9 protein-coding genes are annotated in these 14,784 nt (G+C 28.7%); 7 read left to right on the forward strand and 2 right to left on the reverse strand.

Annotation, left to right across the window (positions count from 1 at the left end; genetic code table 11):
* Nucleotides 1-42 precede the first annotated feature (42 nt).
* The 5 genes from BLP75_RS07525 to BLP75_RS07545 all read left to right on the forward strand — a co-directional run bounded on the left by BLP75_RS07525 (nt 43) and on the right by BLP75_RS07545 (nt 9,817).
* Nucleotides 43-4,467, forward strand: coding sequence for an NPCBM/NEW2 domain-containing protein (locus BLP75_RS07525; RefSeq protein ID WP_092725035.1), 4,425 nt, complete (start codon nt 43-45; stop codon nt 4,465-4,467).
* A 168-nt stretch (nt 4,468-4,635) separates the two neighbouring features.
* The gene (locus BLP75_RS07530; protein ID WP_092725036.1) at nt 4,636-6,414 is read left to right on the forward strand and encodes a 1-deoxy-D-xylulose-5-phosphate synthase; all 1,779 of its coding nucleotides are present in this window, start codon (nt 4,636-4,638) and stop codon (nt 6,412-6,414) included.
* 407 nt (nt 6,415-6,821) lie between these two features.
* The gene (locus tag BLP75_RS07535; RefSeq protein ID WP_092725037.1) at nt 6,822-7,484 is read left to right on the forward strand and encodes a Crp/Fnr family transcriptional regulator; all 663 of its coding nucleotides are present in this window, start codon (nt 6,822-6,824) and stop codon (nt 7,482-7,484) included.
* A 27-nt stretch (nt 7,485-7,511) separates the two neighbouring features.
* Entirely contained in the window at nt 7,512-9,005 is a 1,494-nt protein-coding gene (locus tag BLP75_RS07540; protein WP_092725038.1) for a YjjI family glycine radical enzyme, read from the forward strand.
* A 2-nt stretch (nt 9,006-9,007) separates the two neighbouring features.
* Nucleotides 9,008-9,817 carry a YjjW family glycine radical enzyme activase gene (locus BLP75_RS07545; protein WP_092725039.1) on the forward strand — a complete coding sequence of 270 codons (810 nt, stop codon included), beginning with the start codon at nt 9,008-9,010 and terminating at the stop codon, nt 9,815-9,817.
* A gap of 57 nt (nt 9,818-9,874) precedes the next feature.
* Here BLP75_RS07545 and BLP75_RS07550 read toward each other — a convergent pair whose 3' ends face one another.
* Both BLP75_RS07550 and glnA read right to left on the reverse strand, forming a co-directional pair.
* On the reverse strand, nt 9,875-10,453 hold the full coding sequence (locus BLP75_RS07550; RefSeq protein WP_092725040.1) for an ANTAR domain-containing response regulator: 579 nt from the start codon (nt 10,451-10,453) through the stop codon (nt 9,875-9,877).
* 12 nt (nt 10,454-10,465) lie between these two features.
* The gene (gene glnA, locus BLP75_RS07555) at nt 10,466-11,785 is read right to left on the reverse strand and encodes a type I glutamate--ammonia ligase (RefSeq protein ID WP_092725041.1); all 1,320 of its coding nucleotides are present in this window, start codon (nt 11,783-11,785) and stop codon (nt 10,466-10,468) included.
* A gap of 164 nt (nt 11,786-11,949) precedes the next feature.
* Here glnA and BLP75_RS07560 point away from each other — a divergent pair, with 164 nt between their 5' ends.
* Nucleotides 11,950-14,037, forward strand: coding sequence for a glutamine synthetase III family protein (locus BLP75_RS07560; protein ID WP_092725042.1), 2,088 nt, complete (start codon nt 11,950-11,952; stop codon nt 14,035-14,037).
* 182 nt (nt 14,038-14,219) lie between these two features.
* Nucleotides 14,220-14,780, forward strand: a complete 561-nt coding sequence (locus tag BLP75_RS07565; RefSeq protein WP_092725043.1) for a TetR/AcrR family transcriptional regulator — start codon at nt 14,220-14,222, stop codon at nt 14,778-14,780.
* Nucleotides 14,781-14,784: the final 4 nt, after the last annotated feature.

The following is a 14,784-nucleotide window of genomic DNA, read 5'->3' on the forward strand; positions in this document are numbered from 1 at the left end:
TATGACCTTGGTTTTTAATATTAAAAATGAGAGGGAGACATTATGAAGAAAAAAATATCAGCAGTAGTAGCAGTATCAATGATAGCTACTAATATTTCACCAGTGATTAATGTGTATGCAAATGAGGTAGTAAAAGAAAAGGCAAAACTTATAGAAACAAAAGAAATACGTGAAGCTCAAATCAAAAAATTTGATTTAAAAAGTTATTCAAATTTTGAAGAATATAACTCAAAGTTTAGAGTAAATAAAGATGAAATAAAAACAATCTCTAACAATGGAGGAAAATATGCTTCAAGTTCTATAGAAAAGGCAATAGACAACAATCTATCAACTCATTGGGAAACAGGAAAGCCAAACAGCGAAACATTTAAAAATGAAGTTGTAATAGAGTTTAATAATTTAGAAACAATAGATAGAATAGCTTATGCCACAAGACAAGATGGGGCAAAAGGGAAAGGGTTTCCGAACTCATTTGAAGTTTATTCGTCAATTACAGGAAAAGATGAAGATTTTAAGTTAGTGTCAATAGGGAGTCATTCAACTACTGGAGATATGATGGAGTTTAAATTTGATACTATAACTACTAAAAAGGTTAAATTTGTATTTAAAGAAGCAAATCAAGGATGGGCAAGTGCATCTGAATTTTGGTTTTATAGAGAAGATAAAATAATAGATAAATTAAATAAAATATTTACAGATAATAGTATGAATCAATTATCAGAAGAATTTAATACAATAGAAAAATTAAATGCTTTTGAAGAAGAAGCTAAAAATCATCCTTTATATAATAATTTTAAAGAAGATATAGAAAATGCAAAACTAATATTAGAAAATAGAGATGTTAAGTTTGTAAATGCTAAAGTATCACCATTTATAAACTTTGGAGATGAAAGATTACCTAAATATGATAATTCATTTAAAGTATCATCAGATAAAATAACAAGTATAACAACAAATGGTGGTCATTATGGATCAAGCAATATAGAAAAAGCTATAGACTCAGATGTAAATACATCTTGGCATTCAGGTAAACAAAATAGCGATACTTATACAAATGAAGTTATATTAACATTAGATAAAACAACTACATTAAATAGAATAGTATATACTGCACCTCAAAGTACATATAGAGGATTTGCAGAAAGTTTTGATATATATGCATCAACTACTTCAAAAGGAGATACTTTCAAACTAGTAAGTAGTGGAGTAGCATCAAAAACTAAAGACTCTGTAGAAATAAAGTTTAATCCAACAGAATTTAAAAGAGTTAAGTTTGTATTTAAAAAAGGATATGAAAATTGGGCATTAGCATCAGAGTTTGGTCTATACTACCAAGATGAAGTAAAAGACAAGGTTGAAGATTTATTTACAAACAATTTATATAATGAGTTAAAGAAAGAGTATAATTCTATAGAAGTTATAGAAAAGCTTGAAAAAGAAGCAAATAATCATCCTTTAAAAGATACTCTTATGGAAAAAATCAATATAGCAAAAGATATATTAAATAATAAGCAGCAAACTATAAAGATTGTAGAAGCAGAACAACATGGAAATATGGAAAAACATGCAAGAGAAACTTTAAAATTTGGATTTGGAAGTAATAATCAGCCAACAGGTGTTTTAGCTAAGCCAGGAGATAAGTTGGTTGTATATGTAGAGGCAGAACAAGGCAAACCACTACCTAAAATCTTCTTCTCTCAACAAGAAGGTAGTTGGGCTAGTTGGGGAAGAACTATTGATTTAAAGCCAGGTAAAAATATAATAACTGTACCTAAGGTATCTCAGGAAGCACATTATGGACATAAGGTTGTATCAGGAGGACCAGTATATTTAATAAATCCATATACTGAACAAGAACAAGGAAAAGCTCCAATTGTAAGGTTTGAAAGTGGGGCAGAACTATTCCCATACTTTGATGAAAATACTAATGAAAAAGAGTTTATAGAATTTTTAAAAGAGTATAAAGCAAAAGTAGATGAAGATGTTAAAGCAAATCCAGATGTAGCTAATAGACAAGTTATAGATACATTTGAATTTAAAACAGAGCATATGTTTTTCACAGGAACTACAAGTGGAGCTTATGAGGCTTATGTTAATAAAGGAGTTAAGCCACTTGATACTATAAAGTCATGGAATAATTACATGAAAGTACTATTTAAATATTATGGATTAGATGGAAACAATGAATACGATGATCCTAAATATATAAGAGAAAATATAAGGCTTGCTCAACCTTGGGGGTATATGTATGCAGCGGGTGATCATATAGGGGTTCAAGGTGATGTTATGACTAACTTATGTATACCATTTGAAGATAGAAAGGGTTCTAATTGGGGAATAACTCATGAGATTGGTCATAGAATGGATATGCAAAAAAGACTTTATGGTGAGTCAACTAATAATATGTTAGCTCTATACATGGATTATTATTATGAGTTACAACCAGGCAATTCTGTGCCTTATGAAAAAATATACGAAAATGTAATGAGTGAAAATTCTAATGAGTTTGTAACTGGTGGATACTTTGAAAGGATAGCACCATTTTGGCAGTTAGAATTATACTATCCTGGTTATTGGGCAGAATTTAATAGCTATTACAGAGAAAGAGATAAAGATATAACTATATTATCAGGAGATAAACAAGAAGAAAGTAAAACTAAGTACATAGTAGAGTTTTCATCAGAAATACTAGGAGTAGATTTAAGTGAATACTTTGCTAGACATGGATTCCCTGTAACTGATGAAGTTAAAACTGAAATGGCTACTAAGTATAAAAAACCTGACAAAAAACTTTGGTACTTAAATGATAAAGTAGTTAAATATAATGGACAAGGTTTTGTAGATGGAGTACAAACTAAGTTAAACTTAAGTAATGAAAATGAAAAAATAAAGTTAAAATTTAGTGTAACTGAAAATGGAAAAGATGACTTACTTGGATATGAAATACTTAAAAATGGAGAAGTAGTAGGATTTACTGAAAAAGAATACTTTGTTGATGAAGCTAGTGATTTAACTAAAAATGATAAGTATACAGTTATAGCTTATGATAGAAAGTTGAATACTAATTCACCAGTTACCCTAAATTCACAAGGTCCAAAATTAATAGTTAATCAAAATAATATAACAATTAAGTTAAATGAAGAGTTTAACCCATCAGATTACTTTACAGCTACTGATTATAACGGAAATAATATCAAATCAGATGTAAAAATAATAAAAAATAATATAAATACTAATAAGCATGGAGAATATGATTTAGTATTAGAAGTTGAAAGCAATGGATGTAAAATAAGAGAAAATATAAAAGTAAATGTAGTAAGTAATTATGACTATTTATCTGATTTAGAAGTGATTTCTTCAAAAGTAGGATATGGTAAACTAGAAAAAGATAAATCACCAGATGGAAGAACTATAACTTTATTAAACAATGGAAATAATGTTACATACAAAAAGGGTATAGGCGCTCATGCAAACTCTGAAATTGTATATAATGTAGAAAATAAGGGCTATGATTATTTTGAAAGTAATATAGGAATAGATCAATCTAGAAAAGGTAAAAATTCATCTGCAACATTTGAAGTATATGTAGATGGAGAAAAGAAATATAGTAGTAAAACATTTAAAGCTGATACAAATGTTGAACATATAAAAGTAGATATAAAGGGTGCTAAAGAAGTAAAACTTGTAACAACAGATGCTAATGATAGTAACTCTAATGATCATACAATATGGGGAGAAGCTAAATTTACTACTAATAATTCTAAGCCAAGCTTAACAATACCTGAATCAATAGCTACTAAAATTGGAGAACCTATAAATATAAATGAAGAATTTAGTGCTATTGATGTAGAAGATGGAGACATAACTAAAAAAGTAGAAGTAACTGGAGAAATTGATTTTAATAAATCAGGTAAATACATTCAAACATATAAGGTATCAGATAGTAATGGAAATGAAGTTGTTAAATCTAGAACTATACATGTTGTAAATATGGAAGATAGTGAATACCTAAGTGACTATAATTGGAAATCAGCAAATATTGGTTGGTCAAGTATAAAAAAAGACAAGGCAGTAAGTGGAAATGCTATAAGGCTTACAAATGTAGATAATAAAGAAGTATCATACCAAAAAGGTATAGGAACTCATGCAACATCAAATATTATTTATGATTTAACTGATATAGATGCATCATACTTTACTTCATATATTGGAGTAGATAGACAAATGTTTGGAACTGTTGGTTCTGTGGAATTTAAAGTACTATTAGACGGCAAGGAAGTTTATAATAGTGGTTTAATGAAATCAAAAGATGTCCAAAAGTATATAGAAATTAACATTGCAGGGGCAAGAGAACTAAAATTAGTTGTAACTGATGGTAACAATGGAATAGGTTCAGACCATGCTAACTGGGCAGATGCCAAACTTCACTTTGCAAAAGAAGGAACATCTAATGAAGTTTTTAATTAATAAAAATCACATTAATGTAAAATAAAATTATCATATACCCTACGTCTGAAAATCAGACGTAGGGTATTTTAATATAAAAAAATAAAAAAAACTATTGACTTGGAGTTAACACCAACTATTATACTGTCAATATAGCAACACAAAATATACCCAAAAAGGAGAAATTAAATGAGTTTAAATATTTTAAATAAAATCAACAATCCAAGAGATTTAAAAATACTATCGAGAGAAGAATTACATACATTATCAACAGAGATAAGAGATGTATTAATAAAAAGAGTAAGTACAACAGGTGGTCATTTTGGACCAAACTTAGGTATGGTAGAAGCAACTATAGCACTTCACTATGTGTTTAATTCACCAGTAGATAAGTTTGTATACGATGTATCTCATCAATCATATACACACAAAATATTAACTGGAAGAAAAGAAGCATTTACAAATCCTGAAAAGTTTAAAACTGTTACAGGATACACTGAACCTAAAGAAAGTGAACATGACTTCTTTACAGTAGGTCATACATCAACTTCAATAAGCTTAGCTTGTGGATTAGCAAAAGGAAGAGATGTAGTAGGTGGTAAGGAAAATATCGTTGCTATAATAGGTGATGGTTCTCTAAGTGGAGGAGAAGCTTACGAAGGATTAAACAATGCAGCAGCATCGGGAAAAAATATAATAATATTAGTAAATGACAATGATATGTCTATAGCCGAAAATCACGGAGGATTATACCAAAACTTAGCTCTACTTCGAGAAACTGAAGGAAAGGCAGAACATAACTTCTTTAAATCGTTTGGATTTGACTATCACTTTGTTAAAGATGGAAATGATATTGATTCATTAATAGAAACTTTTAAAAAGGTTAAGGATACAAATCATCCAGTAGTAATTCATATGCACACTGTAAAAGGTAAAGGATATGATGATGCAGAAGTAAACAAAGAAGCATTCCACTGGGTAATGCCATTTGATTTAGAAACTAAATCACCATTGTTTAGTGGTGAATATGTTAAATCTTATGGAGATATAACAAGTGATTTCTTAGTAGAAAAAGCAAGAAAAGATAAAAGTATAGTAGGAATAACTGCAGCTACGCCAAACATAGTTGGATTAGCTGGACTTAGAAATGAGTTTAAAGATCAATATGTAGATGTTGGAATAGCTGAAGAACATGCAATAGCACTTGCATCAGGTATAGCTAAAAGAGGTGGGAAACCAGTAGCATCATTTATAAGTTCGTTTATACAAAGAACTTATGATCAACTATCTCAAGATCTTGCAATAAATAATAACCCAGCTACTATATTAGTTAACTGGGGAGGTATAAGTGGTGGTGATGTAACTCACTTAGGATTATTTGATATACCTCTAATATCAAATATACCAAACATAGTATACTTAGCACCTACAACTAAAGAAGAACATATTGCTATGATGGAATGGGCTATAGAACAAGACAATCACCCTGTAGCTATACGTGTTCCGAATATGGAAGTTGTATCAACAGGAATTGAAGTTGAACCTAACTTTGATGAACTAGATAAATATGTAAAAGTTGAAGAAGGTAGCGAAGTAGCAATAATAGGGCTTGGATCATTCTTCCACTTAGGTAAAAAGGTAGCTAATAGATTAAAAGAAATTGGGATAAATGCTACATTAATAAACCCAAGATTTATAACAGGAGTAGATGAAGAGTTATTAAATGAACTACAAAAAGACCATAAAGTAGTAATAACATTAGAAGATGGAATACTTAATGGTGGATTTGGTGAAAAGATATCAAGATTCTACTCAGATAAAAATATGAGAGTATTAAACTTTGGAGCTGATAAAGAGTTTACTGATAGTGTAGCTTTAGAAGTATTATATGAGCGTTATCATTTAACTGAAAAGTTAATAGTAGCAGATATAGAAAAAGTACTTGAAGATATAAAAACTTTAGCTTAATAAAATATAATATAAAAAAGGGCTGATCTTGTTATCAATACAAATCAGCTCTTTTTACATTTATAACAAAGCTAAATTATATAGAAGGATCAAAGGAAAAAGGCGATATAAAAAGTAGTGACGCAATGAACGAAGCATATGAAATGGGAAAAAATATATAAGTAATAAAACGATTAATATTAAATGAATTTATAAATTAAGAAGCTAGCCTCTTTGGCTAGCTTTCTATTGAATAAAAATATAATATAGTTTAAGTATATGTAAATAAACTACCTAGTAGGAATAAAGTATTTAATAAAACAAAAATAAAAAAATTAAACTTCAAGAAAGAGACATATGTCCTTTTTATAAAATCTAATATTTGTTAAAATAAACTTAAATAGAAACGTATTCTAGGAGCAATTAAAATGCAAGATAAAAAAGCAAAAGAATTTATAAGTAAAATACCGAATACTATAAAAGATAAATACAAGATAAGAACTTTTGAAAAATCTAAAATAATAACACTTAAAGGCAATGATATAGAAAAAATATACATAAGCTTAGTAGGAAATATGCAAGTTAAAAATGAATTTGAAAACGGGTTTATATACAATTTTGCACAAGTTAGCTCTATTGCATATATAGGTGTAATGGAAGTTATGGCAAATGAGAAATTATACTCATCTACCCTGCAAACTACTACAGAGTGCACAATGATAGAGATGAAAGTAGATGACTTTGTAAATTGGATAAACCAAGATCAAAGCTTAGCACTAGATGTACTCAAATTCGTATCTTCTAGTATGTACAAACAATCATTAAACAACGGTGAAGTTTTAGCATATCCTGCGATATATTCACTTATAAACTATTTGATAGATACATATGAAAATGAAGATGAAGAAACTGTGTACATTAAAAAAAGTAGAGAAGAAATAGGTTCAATATTAGGATTTTCTATAAGGACAATAAATAGGAATCTAAAAATTCTTAAAGAAGATAATTTAGTTGATGTTGAGAGAAAATATATATCGATAAGTAAAAGACAATTTGAAAAGCTTTCAAATAAGTTAAATTCAATTAAATAAAAATATAAATTATATAGGGAGAAAAATATGCAACCAGTACTAGATATTATAAAAAATAAAACACTAACTTACAGTCAACAAGTACTACAATTAGCAGGTCAAGCAGAGAGTACTTTAAATGTACTCAACATAGATGAAGAAACTAAACAGTTACTAGATAAAAATATAATATGTGGTATGTTTGAAGGTAATGCACCTTATAGACCAAGATACATAATACCTGATTATGAATTATTAATGAAAAATGGATGTAAATTTTTAGATCTAGATGCACCAACAGATATATGGGATGCAACTAATACATTATTAATATTTTATAAGCATGTTCCATCTATAACATCATATCCAGTATATCTTGGAAACCTAGATGAACTTTTAGAGCCTTTTGTAAAAGATGAAGATGAAGCTTATAAGGCTATTAAATTATTCTTAAAGCATATAGATAGAACGCTAACAGATTCTTTTGTTCATGCAAATATAGGACCAATAGATACAAAAGCTGGAAGACTTGTACTTAAGGCAATGGAAGAACTTCAATGTGCAGTACCAAACTTAACGGTAAGATATGATAAAGACTTAACTTCAAAGGAATTTACAAAGTTATGTGCAAGTACGGCCTTATCAACGGCTAAACCAAGTTTTGCAAATCATAAGATGGATGTTAAAGATTTTAATACAGAAAAGTACGCATTAGCAAGTTGTTATAATGGATTTATAATCGGTGGAGGAGGCTATACACTAGTTAGACTAGTTCTTAGCAAATTAGCTAAGGAATCAGACTCTGTTGAAGATTTTATAGAAAATAAATTACCTTATGCATCACTTAAGATGTTAGATTATATAGATGAAAGAGTAAGATTTTTACTTGAAGAAGCAGCATTTTTCAAATCAAACTTCCTTGTATTAGAAGGCTTTGTAAAACAAGAACTATTTAGTGGAATGTTTGGTGTAGTTGGACTTGCAGAAGCAGTAAACTATCTTTTAAATGCAACTAATCAACAAGATAGATTTGGATACTCAAAAGAAGCTAATGATTTAGGCTTAAGAATAATAGAGAAGCTTAATTCTATTGTAACTTCATATAAATCAAAATATTCAACTGGCTTTAATTCAAATCATTTGCTACATGCACAAGTTGGAATAGATATAGATGAAGGAATATCACCAGGATGTAGAGTACCAGTAGGTGAAGAACCTGAATTATTCAAACACATTTTACAATCAGCACCATATCATAAATACTTCTTCAATGGAATAGGTGATATATTTGTATTTGAAGATACTTATAAGGACAATTTAGAAGCTGTAGTAAATGTTATAGATGGTGCATTTAATAGTGGAATAAGATATATATCAATATATAGTGATAGCTGTGATGTAGTTCGTGTTACAGGTTATTTAGTAAAAAAATCAGAAGTAGCGCAACTTGAAAGTGGAAATGCAGTAAAAAATAATGCAACAGTATTTGGTATGAATGCTAAAAATGGGGCAAAAGCATTTGACAGAAAGATTAGAGATTAGTTATGGCATTAGTTAATAAGATTATTCCATTTTCATGTATAGATGGGCCAGGAAATAGAACTGCTATATTTTTTCAAGGATGTAATTTTAAATGCACTTATTGTCACAACCCTGAAACTATAAACAAATGTATAAATTGTAAAAAATGCGTTTTGGTTTGCCCTGTTAAAGCTTTAGAAATAAAAGATGAAAAAGTAATTTGGAATGAAGATAAATGTGTACAATGTGATAATTGTATTAGGGAATGTAGTCATTTATCTACTCCTAAAACTAAAGATTTTAGTGTAGATGAGTTATTCAATCAAATAAAAGAAATAAGCCCTTTTATTCAAGGTATAACTGTAAGTGGTGGAGAATGTACCTTAAATGCTGACTTTTTAATAGAACTATTTAAAAAAGTAAAAAATGAATTAGGCCTTACTTGTTTTGTTGATACTAATGGGGGAATAGATTTATCGGAGTATAAAGAATTAGTAGATATAACTGATAAGTTTATGCTAGATGTAAAAAGTATAGACGAAGATGAGCATATTAAAGTTACAGGTACTAGTAATGATATAGTTTTAAAAAATTTAAAATATCTTTTAGATAATAACAAACTATATGAGGTTAGAACAGTTATAGCTCCAAATCTAGATAATGAGAAAACTGTTTTAGAAGTATCAAAAATTATTAAGGATAAATGTAAGTATAAATTTAATGCTTACAGAAAATATGGAGTAAGAAAAGAAGGAATTGATCTTCATGGAGAAGTAGGACCTAGTGAAGAAGAAATAAATAATTTAAAAAGTCTACAAAAAGGATGTATCTAATTTTTAGATACATCTTTTTTGTAATAAATAAACTCTGTTAAGTTGCTTAAGATTATATCAATTAACTTTAGAGTCATAAGTTTTTAATATATCATTAGCAACATCAACCTTTGTTAATCTATTATTCATAGCTTGCTTTTCTATGTATTTATGAGCTTCATTTTCACTCATATTTAAGTATTCAATTAAAACACATTTAGCTCTATCAACAAGCTTTATTTCTTGGATTTTATTTTTAAGCACATCATTTTCATTTTTTAAATTACTAATCCTATTATGAAAAGCGCTTACTAATTTTAAGGTCTGAAAAAACATTGCTTTACTTATGGGTTTTCCTATAACAAACACACCTGCATTTTCTACAATTTGTGAAATTTCATCTACTAAATCATTTTTTACTATAAGCAAAACACCACAAGATGTAGATTCAGTTATATTAAGAGCAAGTTCACTTCCAAACTCATCTGGTAAAGGTGTATTTATAATCACTAAATCAAATATATTATCAACTAAAGCTCTACTTGCTTCACAACAATTTCTAGATACAGATATTTTATAAGAGGCATTTGACTTTAGCATCTGGACTATATTTTCTTTAGCTTTGTCTGAATTTACTACTAATAAGATATTTTCCACTAAACCACCTCTTTACATAGTTTGGAAATACAACTTTTCTTCGATAGTTTCTTTATTCGAAGCGTATAAATATGCTTCAAATTCTTGATCTTTATAGTCTATATATTTTTTTAGTGTGTTAGGAGGAAGTACAGATTTAACAAAATTACTTTCTTTAGCTTTTTGTAGTGCATCTCTTAGATTTGTAGGCAATGAAGCTATATCTTTTAATTCTTCAAAAGAAGCAGCATATAAGTTTAGATTACAAGGATTAGTAAGCTTTAGGTTGTTTTTTATACCATCAAGTCCAGCATTTATTATAAGTGCAAATGCTATATATGGATTACAACATGGATCTGGAGAACGAAGCTCCATTCTACTATAAATTCCTTTAGCAGCAGGAATTCTTATAAGTTGAGATCTATTTTGACAAGACCAAGTAATATATTTAGGTGCTTCAAAGTATCCTAATCTATAATAAGAGTTTGTTAATGGATTTAGAAAAGCAGTTATTTCATCTATATGAGCTAATATACCAGCCATAAAACTTTGAGCAATACCATAGCTTTCTTTGATTTCTTTATCAAATATATTTATACCATTTTTAAATAATGATATATTAACATGAAGTCCACTTCCACTTTTATCTAAAATAGGTTTTGGCATAAATGATGCAAATAGACCGTGCCTATTAGCAACTGATTTTACAATAGATTTAAAGGTAATTAAATTATCAGCAGCATCTAAGGCATTGCTATACTTAAAGTCGATTTCATTTTGACCTGGACCCTGTTCATGGTGTGAACTTTCTGGAATTATTCCCATTTCATCTAATGCTACACAAATTTCACGACGTACATTTTCCCCTCTATCAAATGGACCTAAGTCAAAGTATCCAGCAAAATCATGAGGTATTTTAGTAGGGTAGCCCTTTTCATTTAGCTCAAATAAATAAAATTCACATTCCGGACCTATTTTGCAAACATACCCCATATCATTAGCTTTTTTTATTGCTTTTTTTAGGATATGTCGCCCATCACCTTCAAAAGGTGTTTTATCTGGATGTTTTATATCACAAAATAGTCTAACAACTCTTCCTTGTTCTGGTCTCCAAGGAAGTATAGATAAAGTGGTTGGATCAGGGAATAAAAATAAATCAGATTCTTCAACATTCATAAAGCCTTTTAAAGCTGATGCATCAAATGATATTCCATGTTTAAAGGCACGAGGTAGCTCTTCTGATGTTATACAAATGTTTTTCTGACTTCCAAATATATCACAAAATGAAAGTTTTATAAATTTCACATCATTTTCTTTAGTAAAATCTAATACATCATTAATAATATTACTCATTTCATAATTCCTCCCAATTTTAGAAAAACATGCACCATTTAATGATATTTTAATATAATATACTATCAGCAAAGGCGCTGTAGATATTAAATCTACGGTGCCTTTTTTGCATTTTATTGATTTTTAAAAACTTATTATAATTATATAAATGGAGGTCGTTGTTTATGAGTAATCTATCGCAAATATTTGCAAGTATGGTGTTTAATGATTCAGTAATGAAAGAAAGATTACCTAAAGACACATACAAAGCTATAAAAAAATGTATGGAAGAGGGCAGTAGTATTAGCTTAAATGATGCAAATGTAATTGCAAATGCTATGAAAGACTGGGCTATTGAAAAAGGAGTAACCCATTTTACACATTGGTTTCAACCTATGACGGGAATAACAGCAGAAAAACATGATAGTTTTATAGAAAGGTGTGAAGATCAAATTATAATGGAGTTTAGTGGAAAGGAACTTATAAAAGGAGAGCCTGATGCATCAAGTTTTCCATCAGGAGGGCTTCGTGATACATTTGAAGCTAGAGGTTATACATCTTGGGACCCTACATCATATGTATTTATAAAAGATAATACACTTTGCATACCTAGTGTATTTTGTGCCTATACAGAAGAAGCATTAGACAAGAAAACACCTCTTCTTCGTTCTATGGAAGCTATAAATAAACAGGCACTTAGAGTTTTAAAATTATTTGGAAATAATGATGTTACAAGAGTTTTTACTAATGCAGGTCCAGAACAAGAGTATTTTTTAATAGACAAGGATTTGTATGATAAAAGAAGAGATTTAATATATTGTGGAAGAACCTTATTTGGAGCAATGCCACCAAAAGGTCAAGATTTAGATGACCATTATTTTGGAACTATAAAGCCTAGAGTTTTAAAATATATGCAAGACTTAGACAAAGAACTTTGGAAGTTGGGGATACCTGCTAAAAGTGAACACAATGAAGTTGCACCAGCTCAACATGAATTAGCTCCAATATTTACAACCGTGAATATTGCAACAGATCAAAATCAACTTACAATGGAAATTATGAAAAAATTGGCTACTTATCACAACTTAGTTTGTTTATTACATGAGAAGCCATTTGAAGGAATTAATGGTAGTGGTAAACACAACAACTGGTCAATTTCTACAAATACAGGTGTAAATTTATTAAGCCCAGGAGAAAATCCTCAAGAGAACGCACAATTTTTACTTTTTTTAATGGCAATTATAAAAGCAGTAGATACACATCAAGACCTTTTAAGAATATCAGTAGCAAGTGCTGGAAATGACCACAGACTAGGTGCTAATGAGGCTCCACCTGCTATTATATCTATATTTTTAGGCACAGAATTAACAGAAATATTAGAAGCTATTGAAAATGGATATAGTTATAGCAAAAAGCCTAATATGAAGTTAGATATAGGAGTGGATTCACTACCACCATTTACAAAAGATACTACTGATAGAAATAGAACATCCCCATTTGCTTTTACAGGTAATAAATTCGAGTTTCGTATGGTGGGTTCAACATTTTCAATTGCATCACCAAATATATTTTTAAATACTATAGTTGCAGATAGTTTATGTGAATTTGCTGATATACTAGAAAATAGTGATGATTTTAAAAATGATTTAAATAAATTAATAAAAGAAACTATAAAAAAACACAAAAGAATATTGTTTAACGGAAATAATTATTCTAATGAGTGGATATTAGAAGCAAAACGTAGAGGTTTATTAAATCTAAAAACTACCCCTGAAGCTATAAGTTATCTTAACAATGATAAAAATATAAAACTTTTTACTAAGCATAATGTATTTAGTGAGGTTGAGCTACAATCAAGATATGAGATTTTGCTTGAAAAGTATTGTAAAACTGTTAATATAGAATCTCTTACTATGATAGATATGGTTAAAAAAGATATTATACCAAGTGTAAATGCTTATGTAAATGAACTTTTAGAAATAGTAGTAAGAAAGAAATCCTTACTTGGAAATATTAATTATAAAACGGAAGAATATCTTCTAAATAAAATATCAGACATCATTTACTTAACTTATGAAAAAGTAGAAGATTTAGAAGTTTTAATAAACGATTTAGATAAGCATACAGATTTGCTAGATAAATCCAATTTATATAAGGATATTATCATACCAACAATGAATAACCTTAGAGCTTTAGTAGATACATTGGAAGGTATTGTAGCTAGAAAGTATTGGCCTTATCCAAGCTATGGAGATTTATTATTTAGTATATAACAAGAAGAGCCTTTTAAAAGGCTCTTTTTTACGCTTAAGGAAATTATAATACATCAAAAACTATGCATAAATTTTTTAGATGGTTTAGTAATTTTAAGCAAAATAAACTTAATATATTTAATTATATAGATGATATACTGTATATTAGTAGTAATCAAAATAATATAGTTGGGGGAATTTTTATGTCTCAAATTACGAAAAAGGCATTTGCAGCATCATTAAAAAAGATGTTATCACAAAAGCCCTTAGATAAGATAAAGGTTATAGACATTACTGAGGATTGTGAAGTTAATCGTCAAACATTTTACTATCATTTTAAGGATATTTATGATTTATTAGAGTGGATTTATACACATGAAGCTAGCAAAGCCTTAGATGGAAAAAAGACATATGACACTTGGCAGCAGGGGTTTAATCATATATTTAACTATATTTTAGAAAATAAATCTTTTGCCTTAAATACTTTTAATTCTGTAAGTAGAGAGTACTTAGAAAGATATCTATATAATGAAACATATACGTTATTAATGGGAGTAATTGAGGAAAAATCAAAAGACATACCTATTAGAGAAAAAGATAAAATATTTATAGCAGACTTTTATAAATACGCTTTTGTAGGTATTTTGCTTGATTGGATAAAAAAAGGAATGAAAGAAAATCCAAAAGATATTATTGATAGATTAAATACATTAATTTATGGAAATATAGAAGAAGCTTTAGAAAGATATAGAACAGACAATTAATATA

The organism is Romboutsia lituseburensis DSM 797, from assembly GCF_900103615.1.
GTDB lineage: Bacteria > Bacillota > Clostridia > Peptostreptococcales > Peptostreptococcaceae > Romboutsia_F > Romboutsia_F lituseburensis.